At 72.0% G+C, this 21,948-nt stretch carries 17 protein-coding genes; 11 read left to right on the top strand and 6 right to left on the bottom strand.

The annotated features are described in order from the left end of the window. Positions 1-3: 3 nt before the first annotated feature. Positions 4-1,809 carry a translation elongation factor 4 gene (gene lepA, locus JOD31_RS07170; protein ID WP_204949618.1) on the bottom strand — a complete coding sequence of 602 codons (1,806 nt, stop codon included), beginning with the start codon at positions 1,807-1,809 and terminating at the stop codon, positions 4-6. A gap of 259 nt (positions 1,810-2,068) precedes the next feature. Here lepA and JOD31_RS07165 point away from each other — a divergent pair, with 259 nt between their 5' ends. The 3 genes from JOD31_RS07165 to JOD31_RS07155 all read left to right on the top strand — a co-directional run bounded on the left by JOD31_RS07165 (position 2,069) and on the right by JOD31_RS07155 (position 3,664). After that, on the top strand, positions 2,069-2,458 hold the full coding sequence (locus tag JOD31_RS07165; protein WP_204949617.1) for a YybH family protein: 390 nt from the start codon (positions 2,069-2,071) through the stop codon (positions 2,456-2,458). A gap of 74 nt (positions 2,459-2,532) precedes the next feature. Beyond that, the gene (locus JOD31_RS07160) at positions 2,533-2,823 is read left to right on the top strand and encodes an ArsR/SmtB family transcription factor (protein WP_204949616.1); all 291 of its coding nucleotides are present in this window, start codon (positions 2,533-2,535) and stop codon (positions 2,821-2,823) included. A gap of 91 nt (positions 2,824-2,914) precedes the next feature. Then, positions 2,915-3,664, top strand: a complete 750-nt coding sequence (locus JOD31_RS07155; protein WP_204949615.1) for an SDR family NAD(P)-dependent oxidoreductase — start codon at positions 2,915-2,917, stop codon at positions 3,662-3,664. 46 nt (positions 3,665-3,710) lie between these two features. On the opposite strand, the gene JOD31_RS07150 is transcribed toward JOD31_RS07155, so the two are convergent. From JOD31_RS07150 to JOD31_RS07130, 5 genes are all read right to left on the bottom strand, one after another. After that, the gene (locus JOD31_RS07150; protein WP_204949614.1) at positions 3,711-5,159 is read right to left on the bottom strand and encodes an acetamidase/formamidase family protein; all 1,449 of its coding nucleotides are present in this window, start codon (positions 5,157-5,159) and stop codon (positions 3,711-3,713) included. A 77-nt stretch (positions 5,160-5,236) separates the two neighbouring features. Next, positions 5,237-5,638, bottom strand: coding sequence for an MAPEG family protein (locus tag JOD31_RS07145; RefSeq protein WP_204949613.1), 402 nt, complete (start codon positions 5,636-5,638; stop codon positions 5,237-5,239). Positions 5,639-5,789: 151 nt separating this feature from the next. Beyond that, positions 5,790-6,650 (bottom strand): SDR family oxidoreductase, encoded by an 861-nt coding sequence (locus tag JOD31_RS07140; RefSeq protein WP_204949612.1) that lies wholly within the window; start codon positions 6,648-6,650, stop codon positions 5,790-5,792. Then, on the bottom strand, positions 6,647-7,780 hold the full coding sequence (gene queG, locus JOD31_RS07135) for a tRNA epoxyqueuosine(34) reductase QueG (protein WP_204949611.1): 1,134 nt from the start codon (positions 7,778-7,780) through the stop codon (positions 6,647-6,649). The genes JOD31_RS07140 and queG overlap by 4 nt, the downstream gene beginning before the upstream one ends. A 259-nt stretch (positions 7,781-8,039) precedes the next feature. Beyond that, entirely contained in the window at positions 8,040-8,732 is a 693-nt protein-coding gene (locus JOD31_RS07130) for a glutathione S-transferase family protein (protein WP_020187918.1), read from the bottom strand. A gap of 158 nt (positions 8,733-8,890) precedes the next feature. On the opposite strand from JOD31_RS07130, the gene JOD31_RS07125 reads away from it, so the two are divergent. The 8 genes from JOD31_RS07125 (at position 8,891) to JOD31_RS07090 (ending at position 21,902) form a co-directional block, all read left to right on the top strand. After that, positions 8,891-9,763, top strand: coding sequence for an undecaprenyl-diphosphate phosphatase (locus tag JOD31_RS07125; RefSeq protein WP_204949610.1), 873 nt, complete (start codon positions 8,891-8,893; stop codon positions 9,761-9,763). Between the two features lie 4 nt (positions 9,764-9,767). Then, positions 9,768-10,844, top strand: coding sequence for an ATP-binding cassette domain-containing protein (locus JOD31_RS07120; protein WP_204949609.1), 1,077 nt, complete (start codon positions 9,768-9,770; stop codon positions 10,842-10,844). 47 nt (positions 10,845-10,891) lie between these two features. After that, entirely contained in the window at positions 10,892-13,984 is a 3,093-nt protein-coding gene (gene addB / locus JOD31_RS07115) for a double-strand break repair protein AddB (protein ID WP_204949608.1), read from the top strand. Continuing rightward, positions 13,981-17,373 carry a double-strand break repair helicase AddA gene (gene addA / locus JOD31_RS07110; RefSeq protein WP_204949607.1) on the top strand — a complete coding sequence of 1,131 codons (3,393 nt, stop codon included), beginning with the start codon at positions 13,981-13,983 and terminating at the stop codon, positions 17,371-17,373. The genes addB and addA overlap by 4 nt, the downstream gene beginning before the upstream one ends. Positions 17,374-17,503: 130 nt before the next feature. Then, complete coding sequence (locus JOD31_RS07105) at positions 17,504-18,997, top strand: carboxypeptidase M32 (protein WP_204949606.1); 1,494 nt, start codon at positions 17,504-17,506, stop codon at positions 18,995-18,997. 178 nt (positions 18,998-19,175) lie between these two features. Next, entirely contained in the window at positions 19,176-20,036 is an 861-nt protein-coding gene (locus tag JOD31_RS07100) for a transglutaminase-like domain-containing protein (RefSeq protein WP_204949605.1), read from the top strand. Between the two features lie 311 nt (positions 20,037-20,347). Next, positions 20,348-20,848: a sigma-70 family RNA polymerase sigma factor gene (locus JOD31_RS07095; RefSeq protein WP_204949604.1), complete on the top strand. Its 501-nt coding sequence runs from the start codon at positions 20,348-20,350 to the stop codon at positions 20,846-20,848. A 109-nt stretch (positions 20,849-20,957) separates the two neighbouring features. Next, positions 20,958-21,902 carry a FecR family protein gene (locus JOD31_RS07090; protein WP_204949603.1) on the top strand — a complete coding sequence of 315 codons (945 nt, stop codon included), beginning with the start codon at positions 20,958-20,960 and terminating at the stop codon, positions 21,900-21,902. Positions 21,903-21,948 lie beyond the last annotated feature (46 nt).

Below are 21,948 nucleotides of genomic sequence, written 5' to 3'. Positions count from 1 at the left end.
GCCTCACTCGTCCATCTTCAGCGCCGCGATGAACGCCTCCTGCGGAATCTCCACCCGGCCGAACTGGCGCAGCTTCTTCTTGCCGGCTTTCTGCTTGTCGAGCAGCTTGCGCTTGCGGCTGGCGTCGCCGCCGTAGCACTTGGCCGTCACGTCCTTGCGCAGCGCGCGGATGGTCTCGCGGGCGATGATCTTGCCGCCGATCGCGGCCTGCACCGGGATGACGAAGAGGTGCGGCGGGATCAGCTCCTTGAGCTTCTCGCACATCACCCGGCCGCGGGCCTCGGCGCGGGTGCGGTGGACCAGCATCGAGAGCGCGTCCACCGGCTCGGCGTTGACCAGGATCGACATCTTCACGAGGTCGCCGGCCCGGTAGTCGGTGATGTGGTAGTCGAACGAGGCGTAGCCCTTCGATATCGACTTCAGCCGGTCGTAGAAGTCGAACACCACCTCGTTCAGCGGCAGGTCGTAGACCACCATGGCGCGCTTGCCGACGTAGCTGAGGTCGATCTGCAGGCCGCGCCGGTCCTGGCAGAGCTTCAGCACCGAGCCGAGATAGTCGTCGGGGGAGAGGATCGTGGCGCGGATCCACGGCTCGTTGATCTCGGCGATCTTCATCACATCAGGCATGTCGGCCGGATTGTGCAGCTCGATCTCGCTCCCGTCGGACAGGTTGATCTTGTAGATCACCGAGGGCGCGGTCGCGATCAGGTCGAGGTTGAACTCGCGCTCCAGCCGCTCCTGGATGATCTCGAGGTGCAAGAGCCCCAAGAAGCCGCAGCGGAAGCCGAAGCCGAGCGCGGCGGATGATTCCATCTCGAAGGAGAAGCTGGCGTCGTTCAGGCGCAGCTTGCCCATGGCGGCGCGCAGGTCGTCGAAGTCGGCCGCGTCGACCGGGAACAGGCCGCAGAACACCACGGGCTGCGCCGGCTTGAAGCCCGGCAGCATGTCCTTGGTCTGGCGCTTGTCCTCGGTGATGGTGTCGCCGACGCGGGTGTCGGCCACTTCCTTGATCGAGCCGGTGAAGAACCCGATCTCGCCGACGCCGAGCTCGGCGATGTCGGTCATCTTCGGCGTGAACACGCCGACCCGATCGACGTCGTAGACCGCGTTCGCGCCCATCAGGCGGATTTTCATCCCTTTCTTGAGCGTGCCGTCGACGATGCGCACCAGCACCACGACGCCGAGGTAGGTGTCGTACCAGCTGTCGACCAGCATGGCCTTCAGCGGCGCCGCGCGGTCGCCCTTCGGCGGCGGCAGGCGCTTCACGATGGCCTCGAGCACGAGGTCGATGCCGATGCCGGACTTGGCGGAGATCGGCACCGCGTCGGAGGCGTCGAGGCCGATGACCTCCTCGATCTGCTCCTTGACGCGGTCGGGCTCGGCCGCCGGCAGGTCGATCTTGTTCAGGACGGGCACGATCTCGTGGCCGTTGTCGAGCGCCTGGTAGACGTTCGCGAGCGTCTGCGCCTCGACGCCCTGGCTCGCGTCCACGACCAGCAGCGAGCCCTCGCAGGCCGCGAGGCTGCGTGAGACCTCGTAGGCGAAGTCGACGTGCCCCGGCGTGTCCATCAGATTGAGGATGTAGGTCTGGCCATCCTGCGCGGGGTAGGTGAGGCGCACGGTCTGCGCTTTGATGGTGATGCCGCGCTCCTTCTCGATGTCCATCGAGTCGAGCACCTGCTCCGTCATCTCGCGCGCCTGCAGGCCGCCTGTGGTCTGGATCAGACGGTCGGCGAGGGTGGACTTCCCGTGGTCGATGTGCGCGACGATCGAGAAGTTGCGGATGTTGGTCTGGGGTTCGGCGGCCATGGGCGGCGGATAGCAGGCGCGGCGCCCCACGGCAAGGGAATCAAGGGGCGGGCGGAGGTTCGACGCGACCGGGTAGCGCGTCCCCGTCGCCGCGCCGCGGGCGCGGCCGTTCTCGCGGGCGCTTTCGAAGGAGGCATGACGTTTTCTTGTGCTGTCTACTCCGGGCGTCCTGTCGTAGCGTGCCGGCGGTCCCGATGCGACGCACCGGTCCGCCCCCCTTTTTGCGCGCCCCGCGCGTCTCCCCGCAGACGAGAGAACCATGTCCCTCGCATCCAATTCCGAGTCGGAAATCCGCTCCGCCATCGACGTCTGGCTCGCCGCCGTCCGGGCGAACGACGCCGCGAAGATCGCGGAGGTCCATGCGGAGGACGGCCGCATCCTGGTCGCAGGCGCGCCGGTCATCGCGGGCCGGGCGGCGATCGCCGAGTTCTGGGCTGGCCTGCTCGCCGCCACCAACGACACCGTGGTCTTCGGTCCGACGACGATCGACGTGGACCCGGCGGGGGCGATGGCCTTCGAGGTCGGGACCTACGCCTTCAAGACGGGCGACGCCGGAAGCGAGACCGACAATTCCGGCAAGTACGTCGTGGTCTGGAAGAAGATCGCCGGCGAATGGAAGGTCTGCGTCGACTCGCTCGTCGCGGACTGAGCGCCGCCGGTGAGGCGCGGCCGCCATGCCGCGGCGTCTCGACACATTCGCGCGGGACGCACTACCTAAGCGTCATGGCAAACAGCGACGACACTCTGCCGGACCGCCAGTTTGAGCGCATCGCGCGCGCGCTGGCGGAGCCGCGGCGGGTGCAGATCCTGAAGGAGATCGGCGGCAACGCCGAGCCGACCCCTTGCGCGGCCCTGCACGAAGCGCAGGGCATCAGCCCCGCGACCCTCTCGCACCACATGAAGGAGCTCGAGACCGCCGGGCTGGTCTCGATTCTCCGGGAGGGCCGGTGCGCCAGCCTCACCCTGAATCGCGAGGTGCTCGCCGCCTATCTCGCGCGTCTCGCCGCGATCTGACGCCCCGCAAAAATCCTCGCGTCGGCCCCTTGCGCCCCGATAGTTCGACATTCATCTAACTATCGAAACAAATCGCTGCAGGGGAAATCCAATGAGCGAACTCAAGGGAAAGACCGCGATCGTGACCGGCGCCTCGAAGGGCATCGGTGCGGGCATAGCGCGGGCGTACGGCGTCGCGGGCGCGGCGGTGGTCGTGAACTACGCGTCCGACAAGGCGGGCGCCGACCGCGTCGTCGCCGACATTCAGGCGGCCGGCGGCCGCGCGGTCGCGGTGCAGGGCGACGTCTCGAAGGAGGCCGACGTGCTGCGCCTGTTCGACGAGACCGAAGCCGCCGTCGGGCGACCGAACGTGCTCGTCAACAATGCCGGCGTCTACCAGTTCGGCGCGATCGAAGACCTGACGGTCGAGCATTACCGCCGCCAGTTCGACATCAACGTGCTCGGCTCGCTGCTCGCGATCCGCGAGGCGGCCAAGCGCTTCGGGCCCGAGGGCGGCGCGGTCGTCAACGTCTCGTCGGTCGCGGGCCGCGGCGTCTACCCGACGACCTCCGTCTACAGCGCGACCAAGGCGGCGGTGGACCACTTCACGCGGGTGCTCGCAGCTGAGCTCGGCCCGAAGAAGATCCGCGTCAACGCGGTCAATCCCGGCGGCGTCGAGACCGAAGGCACCCATACGGCCGGCGTGATGGGCAGCGAGTTCGAGCGGCAGATGATCGCCTCGACCCCGCTCGGCCGTCTCGGCCAGCCGGACGACATCGCCAAGGTCGCGGTCTTCCTCGCCTCCGACGCGGCGGGCTGGGTGACCGGCGAAACGCTGGCGGCCTCCGGCGGCCAGCGCTGAGGAACCAAAAGGGCGCGGCGCTGGACGCCGCGCCCTTCATCTGGCGTCACGCGCGGCCGGCGAAGATGTCCTTCTTCACCACGGCGTGGACGCCCCAGTTGCCGTCCACCACCTGGGTGACGCCGAAGTCCACGCCGATCGACATCAGCGACACCGCCTCGTCCTCGGTCAGCTTCTGCGTGGTCATCAGGAAGTGGCGCATCTTGCGGAAGGCGTCGCGCATCGCGAGGTCGACCGAGGACTTGCCGTAGATCGCGGACTGCGCCTCCGGCCCCAGCTCCTTCAGGTAGTTGGCGAAGGAGAAACCGTGGACGAGCCACTCGTCCTGGGTCTCCAGCATGGGGTAGTTCAGCTCCTCCAGAGGCGTGCCGCCGAGGTCCGCCTTCTTGTGCAGGATCAGCTGGAACACGCCGGTGAGCGAGCACTCGATGGCGGTGCCGCAGAGCTCGCTGTCGCCCTGGCTCGCATGTGGGTCGCCGACCGAGAGCAGGCCGCCTTCCACCGCGACGGGATAGTACATCGTCGCGCCCTTGCCGATGCGCCAGTTGTCGATGTTGCCGCCGACGTAGTTCGGCGGGATCGTGTCGACGAAGTCCGCCTCCGCCGGCGCCAGGCCGAGCGTGCCGAAGTGCGGGCGGATCGGCACCCGCACCCCCTTCAGCACGTCGAAGTTGCGGCTGGTTTTCGTGTGGTCCACCGGCACGCCGGGATAGTCGATCGTGGCGTGCTCGACGCCGAACGGATCGGTCTGCGGGACCCATTTGAAGTTGTAGACGGCCTGCGCCCAGCTCTTGGAGCCCATGGCGTCGACCTCGTAGATCGTCACGACCTCGCGCTTCGCGCCGTCGAGCATGTCGTTGTAGTGGTAGCCCCACCAGGCGGCCGCGTTCGAGCCGAAGGCCTTGCCCTTGAACTTCGGGTTGGCGCAGGGGCGCGGCGCGCAGTCGAGGATGCGCACCTCGAGCACGTCGCCCGGCTCCGCGCCGCGGACGTAGACCGGCCCGGTCATGACGTGCACGCCCTGGCCCTCGCCGGAGCCCTTCTTGTAGAGCTTGGGATCGGTGGTCCCGGCGCCGCGGCGGTCGACGCCCTTCTTGTCCTTGGTCCAGAGGAACACGCTCTCGGCGCCCTCGTCGCCCTGCACCATGCGTTCGGCGTCGTCGTTGGCGTGGTGGGTCAGGGTCTCGATGGTGACGATGTCGCCGCTCTCGATCTCGACCCGCGGCTTCAGCGATTTCGAGAAGTAGCCCCAGTGCACGGTGTCGGCGTTGGCCGGCAGGAAGTGATGCTTGCGCTCGCCAGGCGTGCGCGCGGCGGTCGCCTGGGCCAGGGCCGGCGTCACCAGCGACGCGCCGGCGGCGCCCAGCGTGGCGAGGCCGCCGGCCGCCACGAAGCCGCTTTTCAGGAAGCCGCGGCGCTCATGATCAAGATCCTCGCGGAAGGCGCGGTAATGCAGCTCGAATTGTGGGCAGGTCGCGTCGTCGCCGCGGCACATGGCATGCGTTCTCCGGTCGCTGAGGCCGGGCGAGGGCCCGGCGCGAGCAAAGCACGCAAGCGCGGCGCCAATTGCCGTCAGCGCAGCAGCAGAGCGACGGCTGCGATCGCCAGCACGGCGAAGGTCACGATGATCCCGCCGCCGCGGCAGACGAACTGGGTCGGCGTGTTCTTCGGCGCGAACATGCCGACGGGGTGCAGCAGCCGCGCGACGAGCAGCGCGATCAGCAGCCCGCGCACGAGCCCTGTGGAGCCGCCGCCAGCCTCGTAGAACCCGACGAGCAGCAGCGCGAAGGGCACGTATTCGGCGAAGTTGCCATGCGCGCGGATGCGCTTGGCGAGACCCTCGTGGCCTCCGTCGCCATGCAGCGCGTTGTCGCCCACCCGGCCGGCGACCACCCAGGCGGACAGCCCAACGAACAGGAGCGCGAGCAGGGCGCTGTAAAAGGCGGTGAGGGCAGGGAAGACGAGGGGGCTCACGAGAGCGTCTCCAGGCTGCGGAGGTCGTGGATGGCGGAACGGTGGTTCAGCCTGCCGGCAGGCGAGCGATCTTCGATCGCGTCCCCTGCGAACCGCCGAGCCCGGCGCATGGTTCCCGCTGCGACGGGACGCGCCGCCGAGTCTGCAACGCTCATTCCGCCAGCGACGCGATGCCCTCCCGATAGGTGGGATAGGCCAGCCGCACCCCGAACTCCTCGCGCAGCACGCGGTTCGCGACGCGCTTGTTGGAGGAGTAGAAGCTCCGCGCCATCTCGGAAATCGAGGCGGTCTCGAACGGCTGCTCCGGGGGCGCCTCCACGCCGATCAGGCGCGCCGCGTAGGTCACCACGTCCTGCGGCGCGGCGGGCTCGTCGTCGGTGACGTTGACGATCGGCCCGGCCTCGGGGCGCGCGATCCCGGCCGCGAGGGCCGCCGCGATGTCGTCGACGTGGATGCGGTTGAACACCTGCCCGGGCTTTACCAAGCGCTTCGCCGTGCCGGCGCGCAGGTTGTCGATCTGGCTGCGGCCGGGGCCGTAGATGCCCGCGAGGCGGAAGATCTGGACGGGGACGCTCCGCTCCCGTCCGAACGCGAGCCAGTCGCGCTCCACCACGATGCGGCGGGCGCCGCGTTCGCTGTCGGCTTCGGGCTCGGTGGTCTCGTCCACCCAGCCGCCGCCGGCGTCGGCGTAGACGCCGATGGTCGAGAGGTAGCCGACCCAGGCGAGGTTCCCCGCCGCCCGCAAGGCTTCGCCGGCGCCGCGCAGGGTGGGGTCGCCGTGGGCGTCCGGCGGGGCGGAGACCAGCACATGGGTCGCGGCGCGTAGCGCCTCGCCCAGCGCTGGCGTCAGGCCAGATCCGTCGAACACATGGGCGGCGAGACCGTCGGCCGTCAGCCGCGCCGCGGTCTCGTCCGAGCGCGACGTGACGTCCACGCGGTCGAACGCGGACCCGTGCAGGGCGACGAAGCGGCGGGCGGTGTAGCCGCAGCCGAACACGACGAGCCGTCTCACGCCGCCTCCTGGTCAAGCGCCGCGCGCCACTCGGCGCGCACGTCTCCGTCGGTTTCGGCCGCAAGCCGCCGCGCGGCAAGGGGCGCGAGCGTCGCAGGCGGGGCGAGCCGCGCGATCGCCCACACGCTCGCGCCGCGCACCACGGGCGAGGGGTCGTCGAGGAGAGGACCGAGCGCCTCGGCGAGGCTCGCGTCGCCGGAGTTTCCGATTGCGATCGCGACGTTGCGGACGAAGCGGTCGCGGCCGATGCGCTTCACGGCGGACTTCGCGAACAGCGCGCGGAAGCCGGCGTCGTCGAGGGCTGCGAGCCGGCGTAGCTCCGGCGTGCGCAAGGCGTCGCGGGCGGCGAGCCGCATCTCGCGGCCGGTTTCCGCGAACTTGTTCCAGGGGCAGGCGGCGAGGCAGTCGTCGCAGCCGTAGATGCGGTTGCCGAGCTTGGGCCGAAGCTCCCGCGGGATGGGGCCGGCGTGTTCGATCGTGAGGTAGGAGACGCAGCGCCGCGCGTCGAGCTGGTAGGGCGCGGGGAAGGCGTCGGTCGGGCAGGCGTCGAGGCAGGCCCGGCAGGAGCCGCAGCGGTCGGTTTCGGCCTCGTCCGGCGGAAGCTCGGCGGTGGTGAAGATCGCGCCGAGGAACAGCCAGGAGCCGTGAGCGCGTGAGACGAGGTTGGTGTGCTTGCCCTGCCAGCCGAGGCCGGCGGCGGCGGCGAGCGGCTTCTCCATGACCGGGGCGGTGTCCACGAACACCTTGGCCGCATGGCCCGCGGAGGCGAGCGCCCCTGCGACCTGCTTCAGCCGGCCCTTGATCAGGTCGTGGTAGTCGTCGCCCTGGGCGTAGACCGAGATCGCGGCATGGGACGCCCGTTCGAGCGCCGCACGGGGGTCGTGGTCCGGCCCGTAGTTCAGCCCGAGCAGGACGACGGAGCGCGCCTCCGGCCACAGCGCTCGAGGATCAGCGCGCCACTGCGCCCGGTCCTCCAGCCACGCCATGCTCCCATGCCGGCCGAGCGCCAAGGCCTCCAGCAGCCGCGCGCCGGCTGCGACGACCGCGTCCGGCGTCGTGACGCCGAAGGCCTCGAAGCCGTAGGAGGCTGCGCGCGCGCGGAGCTCGTCCTTGAGGGCGGATGGGGTCATGGGGCGAAGGCGAGCTTGCGGCGCGGGCGCGCGCCTGGAGGCCTGAGTCCTGCGCGATCTCGGCAACGAGAGCGCGAGGTCTCGGTCTCCCTCCCCCTTGCGGGGAGGGTAAGGGTGGGGGTGGCGCAGGATGGGGCGCAACGGTCGGGTCCAGGGCGGCTAAGCCCTCCGCGTTCCGTTCTGGACCGCCCCCACCCCCGGTCCCTCCCCGCAAGGGGGAGGGGGGAAGAAGGCGCTTCGTTACGCGGTCGCAGAGCCCTTAGAAATCCAGGTTGGCGTAGGTCAGCGAGGGCTGCATGCCGGGCATCCCGTCCGCGAGCAGCGGGCGGAAGGAGGGGCGCGACTTCACCCGCGCGTACCAGCTCTTCGCGGTCTCGTCCTCGTCCCACGGCACGTCGCCCAAGAAGTCCACCACCGACAGATGCGCGGCGGCCGCGAGGTCGGCGTAGGTCAGCCGGTCGCCCGCGAGCCAGTTCCGCTGCCGGATCAGATATCCGACATATTTCAGATGATAGCGGATGTTGGAGCGCGCCGCGCGGATGGCGGCCATCTCCGGCGCGCCGCCGCCGAGGTTGGTCGGCATGAAGCGCTTGTAGATCTTCTCCATCACGAGGTGGGACGAAACCTCGTCGAAGAACTTCTGGTTGAACCAGGAGGTCAGCCGCCGGCTCTCGACCCGGTCGCGCGGGGCCTCCGGCAGCAGGCGGCGGTCGCCGAGCGCGAGGCCGCGGGTCTCGTCGAGGTACTCCGCGATCACGTCCGCGCCGGGCACGGAGGGGATCGAGGCCTCCACCAGCACCGGGGTCGTGCCCGCCGGGTTCAGGTGGAGGAAGGGCTCGCGCCGCTCCCACACCTTTTCCTCCACGAGGTCGGCGTCGAGGCCGTACTCGCCCATGACGAGCCGCACGAAGCGCGAGTGAGGGCAGAGGGGATGGTGGTAGAGGATCGCCATGGACCGGGGGAACGCTTGCGCTTTGGAACTGTGGCCGGCCTGCCGCGGCCCTGCCGGAACGCCGGTCGTTCGATGGCGCGGCGCGGGGACCCCGTATAGAACCGGCGTCGTCGCGCGACAACAGCGAATCGCCGCCGAGCCGAGGGGTTTCCAACGTCATGGACATCGCAAGCCTGCTGGAAGCGGCGCTTCTGGGCGTCGTCGAAGGACTGACCGAGTTCCTGCCGGTGTCCTCCACAGGGCACCTCCTGCTCCTCGGTCACTTCCTGGGCTTCGAGTCGACAGGCAAGACCTTCGAGGTGCTGATCCAGCTTGGCGCCATCCTCGCGATCCTGCTGGTCTACGCCCAGCGGCTGATCGACGTCGCCCGGCGCATCCCGACCGACCCCGCCGCGCGGCGATTCGTGCTCGGCGTGCTGATCGCCTTCCTGCCGGCGGCGGTGATCGGCGCGGGGCTTCACAGCTTCATCAAGACCGTGCTGTTTGAGACGCCGGCGCTGATCTGCGTCGCGCTCATCGTCGGCGGCCTCGTGCTGCTCTGGGTCGACGCCCGCACGCCGACCCAGCATTACGAGGCGCGCGACCTCGACGGGGCGCCGCACGCACTGGCGGACGGCGCGCACGGCGACGCACGCTTCGACGACGCGATGCGCTTCCCGCTCTGGCTCTGCCTCGCGGTCGGCCTCTGCCAGTGCCTCGCGCTGATCCCCGGCGTCTCGCGCTCGGGCTCCACGATCGTCGGGGCGCTGCTGCTGGGCGCCAGCAAGCGGGCGGCGGCGGAGTTCTCCTTTTTCCTCTCCATGCCGACCATGGCGGGCGCCTTCGCCTACGACCTCTACAAGAACCGCGGCATTCTCTCGCTCGACGACATCGGGCTGGTCGCGGTCGGCTTCGTCTGCGCCTTCCTCGTGGCGCTGGTGGTGGTGCGCTACGTGCTCGACTTCATTTCGAAGCGCGGCTACGCGCCCTTCGCCTGGTGGCGGCTGATCGTGGGCTCGGCCGGCCTCGCCGGCGTCCTGGTCTACGGCTGAGGCGATGTCCGCGGTCACGCTCACCGACGTCGTCAAAACCTACTCCGGGGGCGCGGTCCTGAAGGGCGCGTCCTTCGCCGTTCCGGCCGGCGCGCTCTGCGCGGTCACTGGCCCGGCGGGCGCCGGGGCCTCGACGCTGCTGCGGCTGATCGCGGGCCTTGAACGGCCGACGAGCGGCGAGATCGCGATCGGCGAAACGCCGCTGCGCTCGTTTGGAACCGCCGTGCCCGGCCTCGCCGCGATGGTCGCGCCGGACGGTCTGAAGCCGCGCGCGAACCTCTACGCCAACATCGTCCGTGGGCTGCCGCGGTTCGGCGCCGAGGGCCGCGCGGCCGAGACGCGCGTCCTGGCGCTCGCGGACGCCCTCGGTCTCGGGCCGCTGCTCGCCCGCCGCGCGCGCGACGTTTCGACGTCGGCCCGCATCCTCGCGGCGTTGGCGCAGGCGCTTGCGCGCCGGCCGGGAGCGATCGTGATCGACGGCGCCTTCGCGGCGCTCGGCGTCGAGGACCGCGCCCGCGCGGTCAAAGCTCTCCGCGCGCATCTCGCGGAGACCGGGGCCGTCGCGGTGGTCGCGGGCCGGCCCGGCGACGAGATCCTGCGCTCGGCCGACCTCCAGGTCGCGCTCGACGGGGGCGAGGTTCTTCAGGTCGGCGCGCCGGACGAGCTCTATCGCCGTCCGGCGGACGTTCGCGTGGCGCGGCTCACCGGCCCCGCGGGCATGAACGTACTGCCCGTGCGCGCCAACCAGACGGGGCTCTCGCTCGAGGATGGGACCTGGCTCGGGGCGGCGAGCGTGATGACGGCCAAGACCCACGGCCTGCTGGGCGTGCGGCCGGAGCGGCTGTTCCCGATCGGCGAGGGCCTGCCGCCCGAAAACGGCGCGCGGTTGCCGGTCGACGTGACCGTGGTGTCCTGGCTCGGCGCGGAGACCTGGATCGAGGGCTTTGTGGGCGGCGTCCCCGTCGCCGCGCGCTTCGCCGCCGCCGCCCCGGACGATCTCGCGCCGGGAGCGCGCCTGATCCTCGGCGCCGACCGCCGCGACCTCCACATGTTCGACGCGGTGACGGAAGCCCGCGTCTGAGCGGCGCTTGAGGCGAATCGGGCGGGCGGTCTAGGCTCGCCCGACCCATGAGCACGGGCCGCGCCCCCAACGTCTTGACGATCCCCGCCGGCGCGCCGTTCCTGGCGACGCTCGCGCGCGGAATTCTCGACGGGACGGTCGTGCCGGACTTCGCGCCGCGCGGCGACCCGCTGGCGCTGGCCGAGGCCACCATCTTCCTGCCCACCCGCCGCGCCGCCCGCGCGCTGAGGGACGCGTTCCTGGCCGAGCTCGACGGCCGGGCGACGCTGCTGCCGCGCATCGCCCCGCTCGGCGACGTGGACGACGACGCCGGCGCGGCGGAGGACGCGGCGGAAGCCGACGGCGAGCTGCCGCCGGCCGCGGCCCCGCTGGAGCGGCGACTGGCGCTCGCCCGGCTGGTGTTCGGCTTCGCCGGCGCGCTCGACCGCTCGATGCTCCGCCTGAGCGACGAAGACGGCCCGCTGATCCCGGCCACGGCGGCGGAGGCGATCCATCTCGCGGCCGAGCTCGAGGCCCTGATCGACCAGATCGAGACCGAGGAGGTCGACGTCGCGGCGCTCGGCGCCCTCGCGCCGGGCGAACACGACCGCTACTGGGCGATCACCCAATCCTTCCTGCAAGTGGCGCTGACGGCCTGGCCCGAGCATCTCGAACAGGTCGGCCGCCTCGATCCCAGCCGGCGCCGCAGGCTGCAGCTCGACGCGGCGGCGGCGCAGGTCATCGCCGGGGCCGGGCCGGTGATCGCCGCCGGCTCGACCGGCTCGGCGCCCGCCACCCGCCGCCTGATCGCGGCGATCGCCCACGCGCCTCGGGGCGCCGTCGTGCTGCCGGGCTTCGATCGCGACGGCCTCGACGACGCCGCCTGGACCGCCCTGCGCGACGGCGACGCGCCCGGTCTCTACGGCCACCCGCAACGGGGCCTGTCGCGCCTCGCGCAGGCGCTGGGCGTCAGCCGCGCCGAGGTGCGCGAGCTTGCGCCGGCCTCGCCTGCGCTCGCGGCCCGCGCTCGCCTCGCCGGCGACGCGTTGCGGCCGGCCGAGACCACCGACGCCTGGGGCGCGAGTTCGGGCGACCTGTTCGAGGTCGTCGGGTCGCTCGACGGCGTCGCGCTGGTGGACGCGCCGCACCCGCGCGGCGAGGCCGCGGCCATCGCGGTCGCCCTGCGCGAGACGCTCGCGACGCCGGGCAAGACCGCCGCCCTGGTGACGCCGGACCGCGGCCTCGCGGCGCGGGTCGCCACCGAACTCGCCCGCTGGGGCGTCGCGATCGACGACAGCGCGGGCGCGGCGCTCAAGGCGACGCCCGCCGGCGGCCTGCTGCGGCTGGTCGCCGAAGCCGCCTTCGATTCTCGCCCGGCGCCGCTGCTCGCGCTGTTGCGCCATCCCCGCTGCCGGCTCGCGGACGCCCCCGGCCTCGGTCCCCGCGCGACCGACGCGCTCGACATCCTGGCCTTCCGGGAGGCGCTGCCGGGTCGAGGCTTCGAAGCGCTGCGGCGCGCGTTGCGGGAGCCGGAGGAGGGCGAGCGCCGCCACGGTCCGGCGAAGAGATTTGGAGGCCCCGACCGCGCCGCGGCGCGCGCGCTGGTCGACAGCCTCGAGGCGGCGCTCAGCCCGCTCGCGAGCGCCCTAGATGCGCCGACCGCGCCGCTCGAAAGGCTCGCGGCCGCGCTCACGGGCGCCTACACGGAGATCGCGGGCGAGGCAGAGGGCGACGACGCCGAGGCGGTCGTCCAGTTCCTCGAGGAGCTGCGCGAAGCCGCGCTCGAGGCGGAGCCGATCGCGCCGCGGGCTTTCCCCGGCGTGCTGGTCGCGCTGATGGCGGGGCGGGTCGTGCGGCCGCCGCGCGACAGGCATCCGCGGCTCCGGATTCTCGGGCCGCTGGAGGCTCGGCTGCTGCACGTCGATCACATGGTGCTCGGCGGCCTCAACGAGGGCGTCTGGCCGCCGACGCCGCAGAGCGACGCCTGGATCAACCGGCCCTTGCGGGCGCAGCTTGGCCTCGCCCCGCCGGAGCGGCGCATCGGCCTCTCGGCGCACGACTTCGTTCAGGGCCTGGGCGCGCGCGAGGTGACGCTGACGCGGGCGGCGAAAGCCGGCGGCGCGCCGACCATCCCCTCGCGCTGGCTGCAGCGGCTCGCCGCGGTCGCCGACCCCATAGCCCACGCCGCCGCCAAGGCCCGCGGCGCGCGGCTGGCGCGGCTGGCGGAAAAGCTTGACGAGGCCCCGCGCGAGCCCGCGCCCCGGCCGCCGGAGCCGCGTCCTCCGCTCGCGCTGCGGCCCCTCCAGATCAGCGTGACCGGCGTCGAGACCTGGCTGCGCGATCCCTATTCGCTCTACGCCCGCGCCGTGCTTCGGCTGGACGAGCTCGGCCCGGTCGGACCGGAGCCCGGCGCGCGCGAGCTCGGCGACGTCATCCACGCCGCCCTGGAGGCCTTCGCCCGCAGCGGCCTGACGGCCGCTGACCCCGACGCCCGGCCGGCGCTGCTGCGCTTTGGCGAGGCCGCCTTCGGGCCCCTGCTGGAACGCGACGACGCCCGGCTGCTGTGGTGGCCGCGGTACGCCCGCATCGTCGACTGGTTCCTCGGCTTCGAACGGTCGCGCGCCCCCTTCGTGGCGCGCACGCTGGTGGAGCAGACCGCGGCCCACCGCTTCACGACGCGCATGGGCCGGGAGTTCGCGCTCACCGCCCGCGCCGACCGCATCGACGCGTTGAACGACGGCGACTTCGCGATCCTCGACTACAAGACCGGCCGCACCGCCTCTGTGAAGCAGGTGCTCGCGGGCTTCGCGCCGCAGCTGCCGCTGGAGGCCGCGCTGCTCGCCGTCGGCGGCTTCGCCGACGCCGCGCCCGACGGCGGGACGCCGAGCGGCCTCGCGCTGATCCGTCTCACCGGGCGCGATCCCGCCGGCGAGGTGGTCGACGTGCGCGCCAAGGACGAGCCGATCGCCGACGTCGCCGCCAAGGCGCTCACGCGATTCCGGCAGGTCGTCGATCGCTTCGAGGACGAGGCCGAGCCCTATCGCTCGCTGTCTCACCCCACCTTCCTGTCGCGCCCGGAAGGCCCCTACGCCCACCTCGCGCGGGTGAAAGAGTGGTCCGCCACCGGCGGCGCATCGGACGGCGAAGGAGACGGCGAATGAGCGGTCCGAGCGCTGCGACGCTGGAGCGGCAGGCGCTGGCGTCGAACCCGCACGCCTCGGCCTGGGTCTCGGCCAACGCAGGCTCCGGCAAGACCTACGTGCTGGTGCAGCGCGTGGTCCGGCTGCTGCTCTCCGGGGCCGATCCCTCGCGCATTCTCTGCCTTACCTTCACCAAGGCGGCGGCGGCCAACATGCAGAACCGGGTGGTGGAGCGCCTGCGCGGCTGGGCCACCATGCCGGACGAGGCGCTGGCGGCGGAGGTCGCGAAACTCGAGGGCGCTCAGCCCTCGAGGGCCCATCTCGCCCGCGCCCGCCGGCTGTTCGCCCAGGCGCTGGAGACGCCGGGCGGGCTGAAGATCTACACCATCCACGCCTTCTGCGGCCGCCTGCTCCGGCAGTTCCCGTTCGAGGCCAACGTGCCCGCGGGCTTCGCCGAGATCGACGAGCGCGACCAGGCCGAGATGATGGCCCGCGCCCGCGCCCGGGTGCTCGCCCGCGCGGCGCGTGATCCGGAGGGACCGCTCGGCGCGGCTCTTGGCTACCTCGTGCCGCGCGTCGCCGCGCAGACCATCGACGACGCCGTGGCCGAGGCCGTGGGCGGGCGCGACGACCTGCGCCGGCTGTTCGACGACCCCGCCGTCGGCGGACCCGACGGCGCGGCGCGGGCGCTCGGAGAGACCTTCGACCTCGCCCCGCATGAGGACGCCGAGGCGCTGGAGGCCGCGATCCTCGGCGCCGGCCTGCCGGCGGAGGAGTGGCCCGCCATCGCCCACGCGCTGGCGGAGGGCACGACCACTGACGGCAATCTGGCGGCCTGCTTCCTGAAGGCGGTCGCGGCCGGGGACGAGACCGAGCGGCGCGAGGCCTATCTCTCCGTGTTCCTCACGGCGACAGGCCAGCCGCGGGCGCCGAACCGGTTCGTCACCAAGGGCACCCGCGCGGCTTTCCCCAACCTCGCGACGATGCTCGACGGCGAGCGCGAGCGGCTGGCCGCGCTGCTGCCGCGCCGCGCCGCCGCGCGGATCGTCGCCCGCACCCGCGCGCTGCTCACGCTCGCCGACGCCACCACCGCCGAATACGCCCGCGCCAAGTCGGCGGAGGCGTTGCTCGACTACGACGACCTGATCGCGAAGACCCGCAACCTGCTGGCGCGCACGGAGTCGGCCTGGGTGCTGTTCAAGCTCGACGGCGGGCTGGACCACGTGCTGGTGGACGAGGCGCAGGACACCGCGCCGGCGCAGTGGGAGATCGTCCGGCGGCTGACCGAGGAGTTCCTGGCCGGCGCCGGCGCGCGGGGAGGCGACACCCGCACGGTGTTCGCGGTCGGCGACGAGAAGCAGTCGATCTTCTCGTTCCAGGGCGCCGAGCCCGCGATCTTCGGCGAGGTCCGGAGCGCCTACGCGCGCGGCCATCAGGCCGTCGACCTCCGCTTCGACGACGTGCGGCTGCAGGAGAGTTTTCGTTCCACGCCCGCGGTCCTCGCCGGCGTCGACGCCGTGTTCGCATTGGAGAACGCGCGCAAGGGCCTGTCGTCGGACGCGGCGGGCACCGCGCATTCGACGACGCGGGTGGGCGCGCCGGGCTCCGTCGAACTTTGGCCGCTGGTCGCCGCGGCGCCGGCGGCGCACGCTGACGAGGCCTGGGACGCGCCGTTCGACGCCGTGAAACCGGCGAGCGCCGTGGTGCGCCTCGCCGAACGGATCGCCGAGGAGATCGCGCGGGCGATCGCGTCGGGGGAGACGCCGGCGGGGGAGATCCTGGTGCTGGTCCGCCAGCGCAAGGCGTTGTTCGAGGCGGTGCTGCGGTCGTTGAAGAGCAAAGGCGTGCCGGTGGCGGGCGCCGACCGGCTGATCGTCGGCGAACACATCGCGGTCATGGACCTCCTGGCGCTCGGCGACGCTCTGACCACGCCGGACGACGACCTCGCGCTCGCCTGCGCGCTGAAGAGCCCGCTGTTCGGGCTGACCGACGACGACCTGATGGCGATCGCGCCCGGCCGGGGCATGGGGCGGCTGCGGGACGCGCTTGGCGACGGGCCGCCGCGGGCGCAGGCGGCGCATGACCGCCTGGCCGCGCTCGCCCACGACGCCGCGGGCCGCACGCCGTTCGCGTTTTACGCCGACCTGATCGCCCGCGGCGGCGCCCGCAAGGCCTACCGCGCCCGGCTCGGCCACGAGGTCGACGATCCCCTCGACGCCTTCCTCGACCTCGCGCAGGACCACTCGACCACCCACGCTCCGACGCTCGCCGGCTTCCTCGGCTGGATGCGGGCGGCGCCCGCGGAGATTAAGCGCGATCTCGACGTCTCCTCGGGCGAGGTGCGGGTGATGACGGTGCACGGCGCCAAGGGCCTCGAGGCCGGCCTCGTGGTGTTGGCCGACACCTGCGGCGGCGCGGCCTCGGGCCGCGGCTCCGCGCTGATCGACGTGGCGCGCGCCGGCGCCGGGCACGGCGCCGCGAAGATCCCGGTCTGGGCGGGGCGCAAGGAGGACGATCCGCCGGCGCTCTCCTCCGCCCGCGCGCTGGTCCGCGCCGAGGCCGAGGCCGAGCACCGCCGGCTGCTCTATGTCGCCATGACGCGGGCGAAGGACCGGCTGATCGTCTGCGGCCACGACTCGGGGCGGGCGCGTCCCGAGGGCGCCTGGTACGATCTGGTCCGCGAGGGCCTCGCCGCGGCCGAGGGGGTGGAGACGATCGAGCAGCCGGAGGGCGGCGCGCTCTACCGTCTCGCAACCGGCGGCCCGTTCGTGGGCGCCTCTCAGGCCGAGGAGAAGGCCTCCGCGGACGACGAGACGCCGGACTGGCTGTTCGCGCCCGTCGCCCACGAGGAAGCGCCGGGCCCGCCGCTCTCGCCCTCGGCGCTCGTCGCCGACGACGACGCGGGACCCGCGCCCGCCGGCCCGGGCGCGGAGGCTGCCCGCGCCCGCGGCGTGCTGCTGCACCGTCTTCTGAAGACGCTGCCCGAGGTGGCGCCCGAGCGCCGAGCCGAGGCCGCCGCGCGGCTCAGCCGACGCACGCCGGGGCTCGACGACGCGCTCAAGGCGGAGTGCGCGGCGGCGGCGCGTCGCATCGTCGACGATCCCGCCTTCGCGGCGGTGTTTTCGGGCGCCGGCCGCGGCGAGGTCCCGATTGTCGGGCGGCTCAGGGATGGCCGCGCCGTCTCCGGCCGCATCGACCGCCTCGCCGTCACCGACGCCGAGATTCTGGTCGTCGACTACAAGACCGACCGCCGTCCGCCGCCGCCCGGCGCGATCCCCGCCGGCTACGCCGCGCAGCTCGCGGCCTACGCCGAGCTGCTCGCCGAGATCTGGCCCGAGCGGACGGTGAAGGCCGCGATCCTGTGGACCGCGGCCCCGCGGCTGGAGGTGCTTCCGCTGCTCTCCACGTAAGTCAGGACGGCGGCGGGCGCCCGAGGCGGCGGATCCATCAAGCCGCAGCGCCCCCACGCGCCCCTTGAACCGGGCGGCGAGGCTTGCTCTGGATGAGCTTCCCGTCGCGAACCCGGACGTTCTCCCGCCGATGACCGCCTATTCCGAGCTTTCCGCCCATTTCGGCCGCGTCTCCGCGCTGTCGAACGCCCTCGGCATCCTGCACTGGGACAACGCCGCCGTGATGCCCAAGGGCGCCGCGGAGACGCGGGCGGACAGCGTCGCGCTGCTCGACGTGCTGCGGCACGGCATGGCGACGGACCCCCGCGTCGGGGACTGGCTGGAGGCCGCGGCGAACGACGACGGCCTCGGGCCGTGGGAGAAGGCGAACCTGCGCGAGATCGGCCGCGTCTACGCCCAGGACACCGCGCTTCCGGCGGACCTCGTCGAGGCCTCCAGCAAGGCGACCTCGGCCTGCGAGATGCGCTGGCGCAAGGCGCGCGAGGAGTCCGATTTCGCCGGCCTGCTGCCCTATCTCGCCGAGGTGCTGCGGCTGCAGCGCGAGGCGGCGCGCGCCAAGGGCGAGGCGCTCGGCCTCGGCGACTACGACGCGCTGCTGAACGACTACGAGCCGGGCGGGCGTGCGGCCAAGATCGACGCGCTGTTCGACGATCTCGCGGCCTTCCTGCCGGGCTTCGCCGACGAGGTTATCGCGGCGCAGGCGCGCCGGCCGAAGGACGAGGCGCCGCAGGGGCCGTTCCCGGTGGAGAAGCAGCGGGCGCTCGGCCTGCGTATGATGGCCGCGCTCGGCTACGACTTCGAGCGCGGGCGGCTCGACGTCTCGACCCACCCGTTTTGCGGCGGCGCCGACAATGACGTCCGCATCACCACGCGCTACGACGAATCGGATTTTGCGAGCGCGCTGATGGGCGTGCTGCACGAGACCGGCCACGCGCTCTACGAGCAAGGCCGCCCGCGGGCCTATCTCGGCCAGCCCGTGAGCGCGGCCCGCAGCATGAGCCTGCACGAGAGCCAGTCGCTGCTGATCGAGATGCAGGCTTGCCGCAGCAAGGAGTTCGTGGCCTTCGCGGCGCCCGTGATGCGCGAGACCTTCGGCGGCTCCGGCCCCGCCTGGGAGGCGGACGCGCTGTGGCGGCGCTACACCCGCGTCAGCCGCGGCTTCATCCGGGTCGACGCCGACGAGGTCACCTATCCCGCCCACGTCATCCTGCGCTACCGGCTGGAAAAGGCGCTGATCGCCGACGAGATGCCGCTGGCCGACCTGCCGGCCGCCTGGAACGACGGCATGAAGGCTTTGCTCGGCGTGACGCCGCCGAGCGACAAGGTCGGCTGCCTGCAGGACATCCACTGGCCGTCCGGCGGCTGGGGCTATTTCCCGACCTACACGCTGGGCGCCATGACCGCGGCCCAGCTGTTCGACGCCGCGCGCACGGCCGACCCCGACATCCTGCCCGCGATCGGCCGCGGCGACTTCGGCCCGCTGGTGGCGTGGCTGCGCGCCAATGTCCATGCCCACGGCTCGCTCTACGAGACCGACGAGCTTCTCACCCGCGCGACCGGCCGCCCGCTCGACGCCGGCGTGTTCAAGGCGCATCTGAAGCGGCGCTATCTCGGGGAAGGCTGAGACCCTTCCGCGGGGCGCCGCGCGGCGGGTCCGAGGGCGTTGTTGCGTCGACGGAGCGAGAAAGCAGCCTTAGGTTCGGAACCGCACGGGCGCTCGCGCGTTCCGCGCGCTCTCTCGCCGCCTCGGGATCCTCCCGCCCGCCGGGAGCCTTGTCCGGCCCCGGGCCACGGAGACCGCCATGAAGTTCAAGCTCGGCTGCGAGCTCGCCTACACGATCGTCGAGGAGACGGTGTTCATCTTCAACGTCGAGGTGGCGCAGCTGCCGCGCCACGTCGGGTTGGTCGACCGGCTGTCGTTCACGCCGAACGTCGAGCAGCTTGGCTACGTCGCCCCGGACATCGGCAACCGCTACGTCCGAGCGCTGGCCTCGCCCGGCGAGTTCTCGCTGGCCTACGAGGCCGAGGTCGACCTCGACGTCTACCGCGCCGATCCGACGACGGTGCAGGAGACCGACATCCGCGACCTGCCGCTTGAGATCCTGCCCTATCTGCTGCCGAGCCGGTTCGTGCCGTCCGATCGGCTCGCCGCCTTCGCCTACCGCGAGTTCGGCGACTTCCCGCGCGGGCACATGCGCGTCAGCGCGATCTGCAGCTGGATCTACCAGAACATCGACTACGTCCGCGGCTCGAGCGACTCCGAGACCACGGCGACGGAGATCCTGGTGCAGCGCGCGGGCGTCTGCCGCGACTTCGCCCATCTCGGCATCGCCTTCTGCCGCGCGCTCGGCATTCCCGCGCGGCTCGTCAGCTGCTACGCCTTCGGCCTCTCGCCGTCCGACTTCCACGCGGTGTTCGAAGCCTATCTCGACGGGCGCTGGTGGCTGTTCGACGGCACGCGCCAAGCGGCGCTCGACGGGCTCGTGCGCATCGGCGTCGGTCGTGACGCGGCCGAAATCGCGTTCGCGACGCCGTTTGGCAACATGGAGCCCGGACCGATCCGCATCTGGATCGAGCGCGCCGACGGCCACCCGGAGCCCGAACCGCGGACCACCGACGCGATCAGCACCCAGGATCCGAACCTCAACGGCCGTCAGATCTGAGGGGCAGGAGCGGTCCGGGCGCGATGTCCGCCGCCGCTTTTTGAGTTCGCCGCCGCGACGCGGCTGGGCGCTCCCCGCGCGCCTGCCGAACAGAGCGACAAGCCGTCCTTGATCGATGCGCCCGGATCTATCGGTGCAAGACCGATCGGGCGCATGCGGCTTGCGTCTTCATGAGCGGGTCTCGACCGGAACACACCCTCGGCCTATAGATTAGATGTGGTCTAAAGTTTTGATATTACTTGCCTATTGGTTGCGGGCGCGCCTGCGAAGGCGTATTGCCACAGCGGGGTTTGCAAACAACGCATCGGGTCATGGGGCGGTCGGAAGAGCACGTCAGCCTTTTTCTGGCGCATCGGGCGGCGCTCGTGGATTACGCGACGCCGATCGTGGGGTCGCGCGACGGCGCGGAAGATGTCGTGCAGGAGGCGTTCTTTCGCGCCCAGGCCGCCGCGGCCGCTCAAAGTCCGCTCAGCTATCTCCATCGGATCGTTCGCAATCTCGCGCTGGACGTGCTGAGGCGGCGCAAGCTCGAGGCCGTCCATCAATCCGAGCATGAGGCTCCCTTCTGGACGAGGCCGCAGTCGATACGGACGCCCGAGCAGCAATCGGTCTTCGATGACGAAGCCCGAAAGGCGCAGCGCGCTCTCGCCGAACTGCCGGAACAGACGCGGGTCGCCGTGGAGATGCATCGTTTCGGCGGCCATAGGCTGGAAGAGGTCGCCGCGCGGCTCGGCGTCTCGATCGCGACCGCCCATCGGCTCGTGCGGGCGGGGCTGACGCACGTGGCGCGCCGCATGGCCGAAGGCGACTGACGTTCGCCGCCCTATCCAGATCGAATGAAAAAAATTCCGGCGCCGATCGTCTTGTCGCGTGCAGGCGCATGATATGGGCGTGACGATCCAGGTTGGACGGAAGCGGACGTTGAGCGACGAAAACGACTCCGATCTCGAAGAGGCGACGGACTGGCTGTTGCGCCTGCGAGATCGGCCGGGCGACCGGCGCCTCGCCGAAGCCGGCCTCCGATGGCGGTCCTCGTCGCTCGAGCGGCAGGCGGCGTGGGACGAGGCGGAAATGGCGTGGAGCGCGCTCGGACGAAGCGAGCCGGCGCTGCGTCATGTGTGGCAGCGCCCGCCGCCCGCCGCCTGGCGCTCGGGCGGACGAGCCGTCATCGCCGCGGCGGCGCTCGCCGCATGTCTCGCGCTGGTCCTCGGCCCGACGCTGGCGCTCTGGCTGGAAGCGGATTACGTCACGGGAACGGGCGAGACCCGTGTCATTCGTCTCGCCGACGGCTCCACGGTTCATCTTGGCCCCGGCAGCGCGCTGAAGGCGAATTCCGGGCGCAGCGCCGCGCTGCTCGAGGGCGAAGCCCTGTTCGAGATCGCGCGCGATCCTGACCGGCCCTTCGCCGTTTCCGCGGGCGGGGTCGAGGTGCGCGTGCTGGGCACGGTGTTCGACCTGCGCATGACCTCCGGGATGGTCGACGTGGAGCTTGCGAAAGGCGCGGTCGAGGCCCGTTACGGCTCGGCCGACGGCCCCGGCCCCGCGCCGCTTGCGCCCGGCGAGGCGCTGTCGTTTTCGAGGGCGACCGGGGAGGCGAGCCGCCGACCGATCGCTCCTGAAGATGTCGGAAGCTGGCGGCAGGGCCGATTGTTCGTGGAGGACGCGACGCTGGAGTCGGTCGTCGAGCAGATCCGCCGCCGGCACGGCGCTTGGATCGTGCTCGCCGATCGCGAGCTCGCGGCGAAACGGGTGACGGGTCTCTATGACCTTACGGATCCGGACCGCGCGCTCCACGCCCTGGTGGCCCCGTTCGGCGGCGCCGTCCTCTCGATCTCGCCGTATCTGAGACTCGTCTCCGGGCTCTGACCCTCGCGGCGCATTTTTCTTCTCCGAGCCTGAAAAAAACGTGGCG

It is taken from the genome of Methylopila capsulata (assembly GCF_016907975.1).
In the GTDB taxonomy this organism is placed as follows: domain Bacteria; phylum Pseudomonadota; class Alphaproteobacteria; order Rhizobiales; family Methylopilaceae; genus Methylopila; species Methylopila capsulata.
This window is presented reverse-complemented; position numbering and strand designations above follow the sequence as displayed.

Excerpts from the sequence above, each read along its gene's own strand:
- JOD31_RS07165 (WP_204949617.1), top strand. The coding sequence starts at position 2,069 with ATGTCCCTCGCATCCAATTCCGAGTCGGAAATCCGCTCCGCCATCGAC.
- queG (WP_204949611.1), bottom strand. The coding sequence starts at position 7,780 with ATGACCCCATCCGCCCTCAAGGACGAGCTCCGCGCGCGCGCAGCCTCC.
- JOD31_RS07120 (WP_204949609.1), top strand. The coding sequence starts at position 9,768 with ATGTCCGCGGTCACGCTCACCGACGTCGTCAAAACCTACTCCGGGGGC.
- JOD31_RS07150 (WP_204949614.1), bottom strand. The coding sequence starts at position 5,159 with ATGTGCCGCGGCGACGACGCGACCTGCCCACAATTCGAGCTGCATTAC.
- JOD31_RS07155 (WP_204949615.1), top strand. The coding sequence starts at position 2,915 with ATGAGCGAACTCAAGGGAAAGACCGCGATCGTGACCGGCGCCTCGAAG.
- JOD31_RS07095 (WP_204949604.1), top strand. The coding sequence starts at position 20,348 with ATGGGGCGGTCGGAAGAGCACGTCAGCCTTTTTCTGGCGCATCGGGCG.
- JOD31_RS07130 (WP_020187918.1), bottom strand. The coding sequence starts at position 8,732 with ATGGCGATCCTCTACCACCATCCCCTCTGCCCTCACTCGCGCTTCGTG.
- addA (WP_204949607.1), top strand. The coding sequence starts at position 13,981 with ATGAGCGGTCCGAGCGCTGCGACGCTGGAGCGGCAGGCGCTGGCGTCG.
- lepA (WP_204949618.1), bottom strand. The coding sequence starts at position 1,809 with ATGGCCGCCGAACCCCAGACCAACATCCGCAACTTCTCGATCGTCGCG.
- JOD31_RS07125 (WP_204949610.1), top strand. The coding sequence starts at position 8,891 with ATGGACATCGCAAGCCTGCTGGAAGCGGCGCTTCTGGGCGTCGTCGAA.
- JOD31_RS07105 (WP_204949606.1), top strand. The coding sequence starts at position 17,504 with ATGACCGCCTATTCCGAGCTTTCCGCCCATTTCGGCCGCGTCTCCGCG.
- JOD31_RS07160 (WP_204949616.1), top strand. The coding sequence starts at position 2,533 with ATGGCAAACAGCGACGACACTCTGCCGGACCGCCAGTTTGAGCGCATC.
- JOD31_RS07100 (WP_204949605.1), top strand. The coding sequence starts at position 19,176 with ATGAAGTTCAAGCTCGGCTGCGAGCTCGCCTACACGATCGTCGAGGAG.
- addB (WP_204949608.1), top strand. The coding sequence starts at position 10,892 with ATGAGCACGGGCCGCGCCCCCAACGTCTTGACGATCCCCGCCGGCGCG.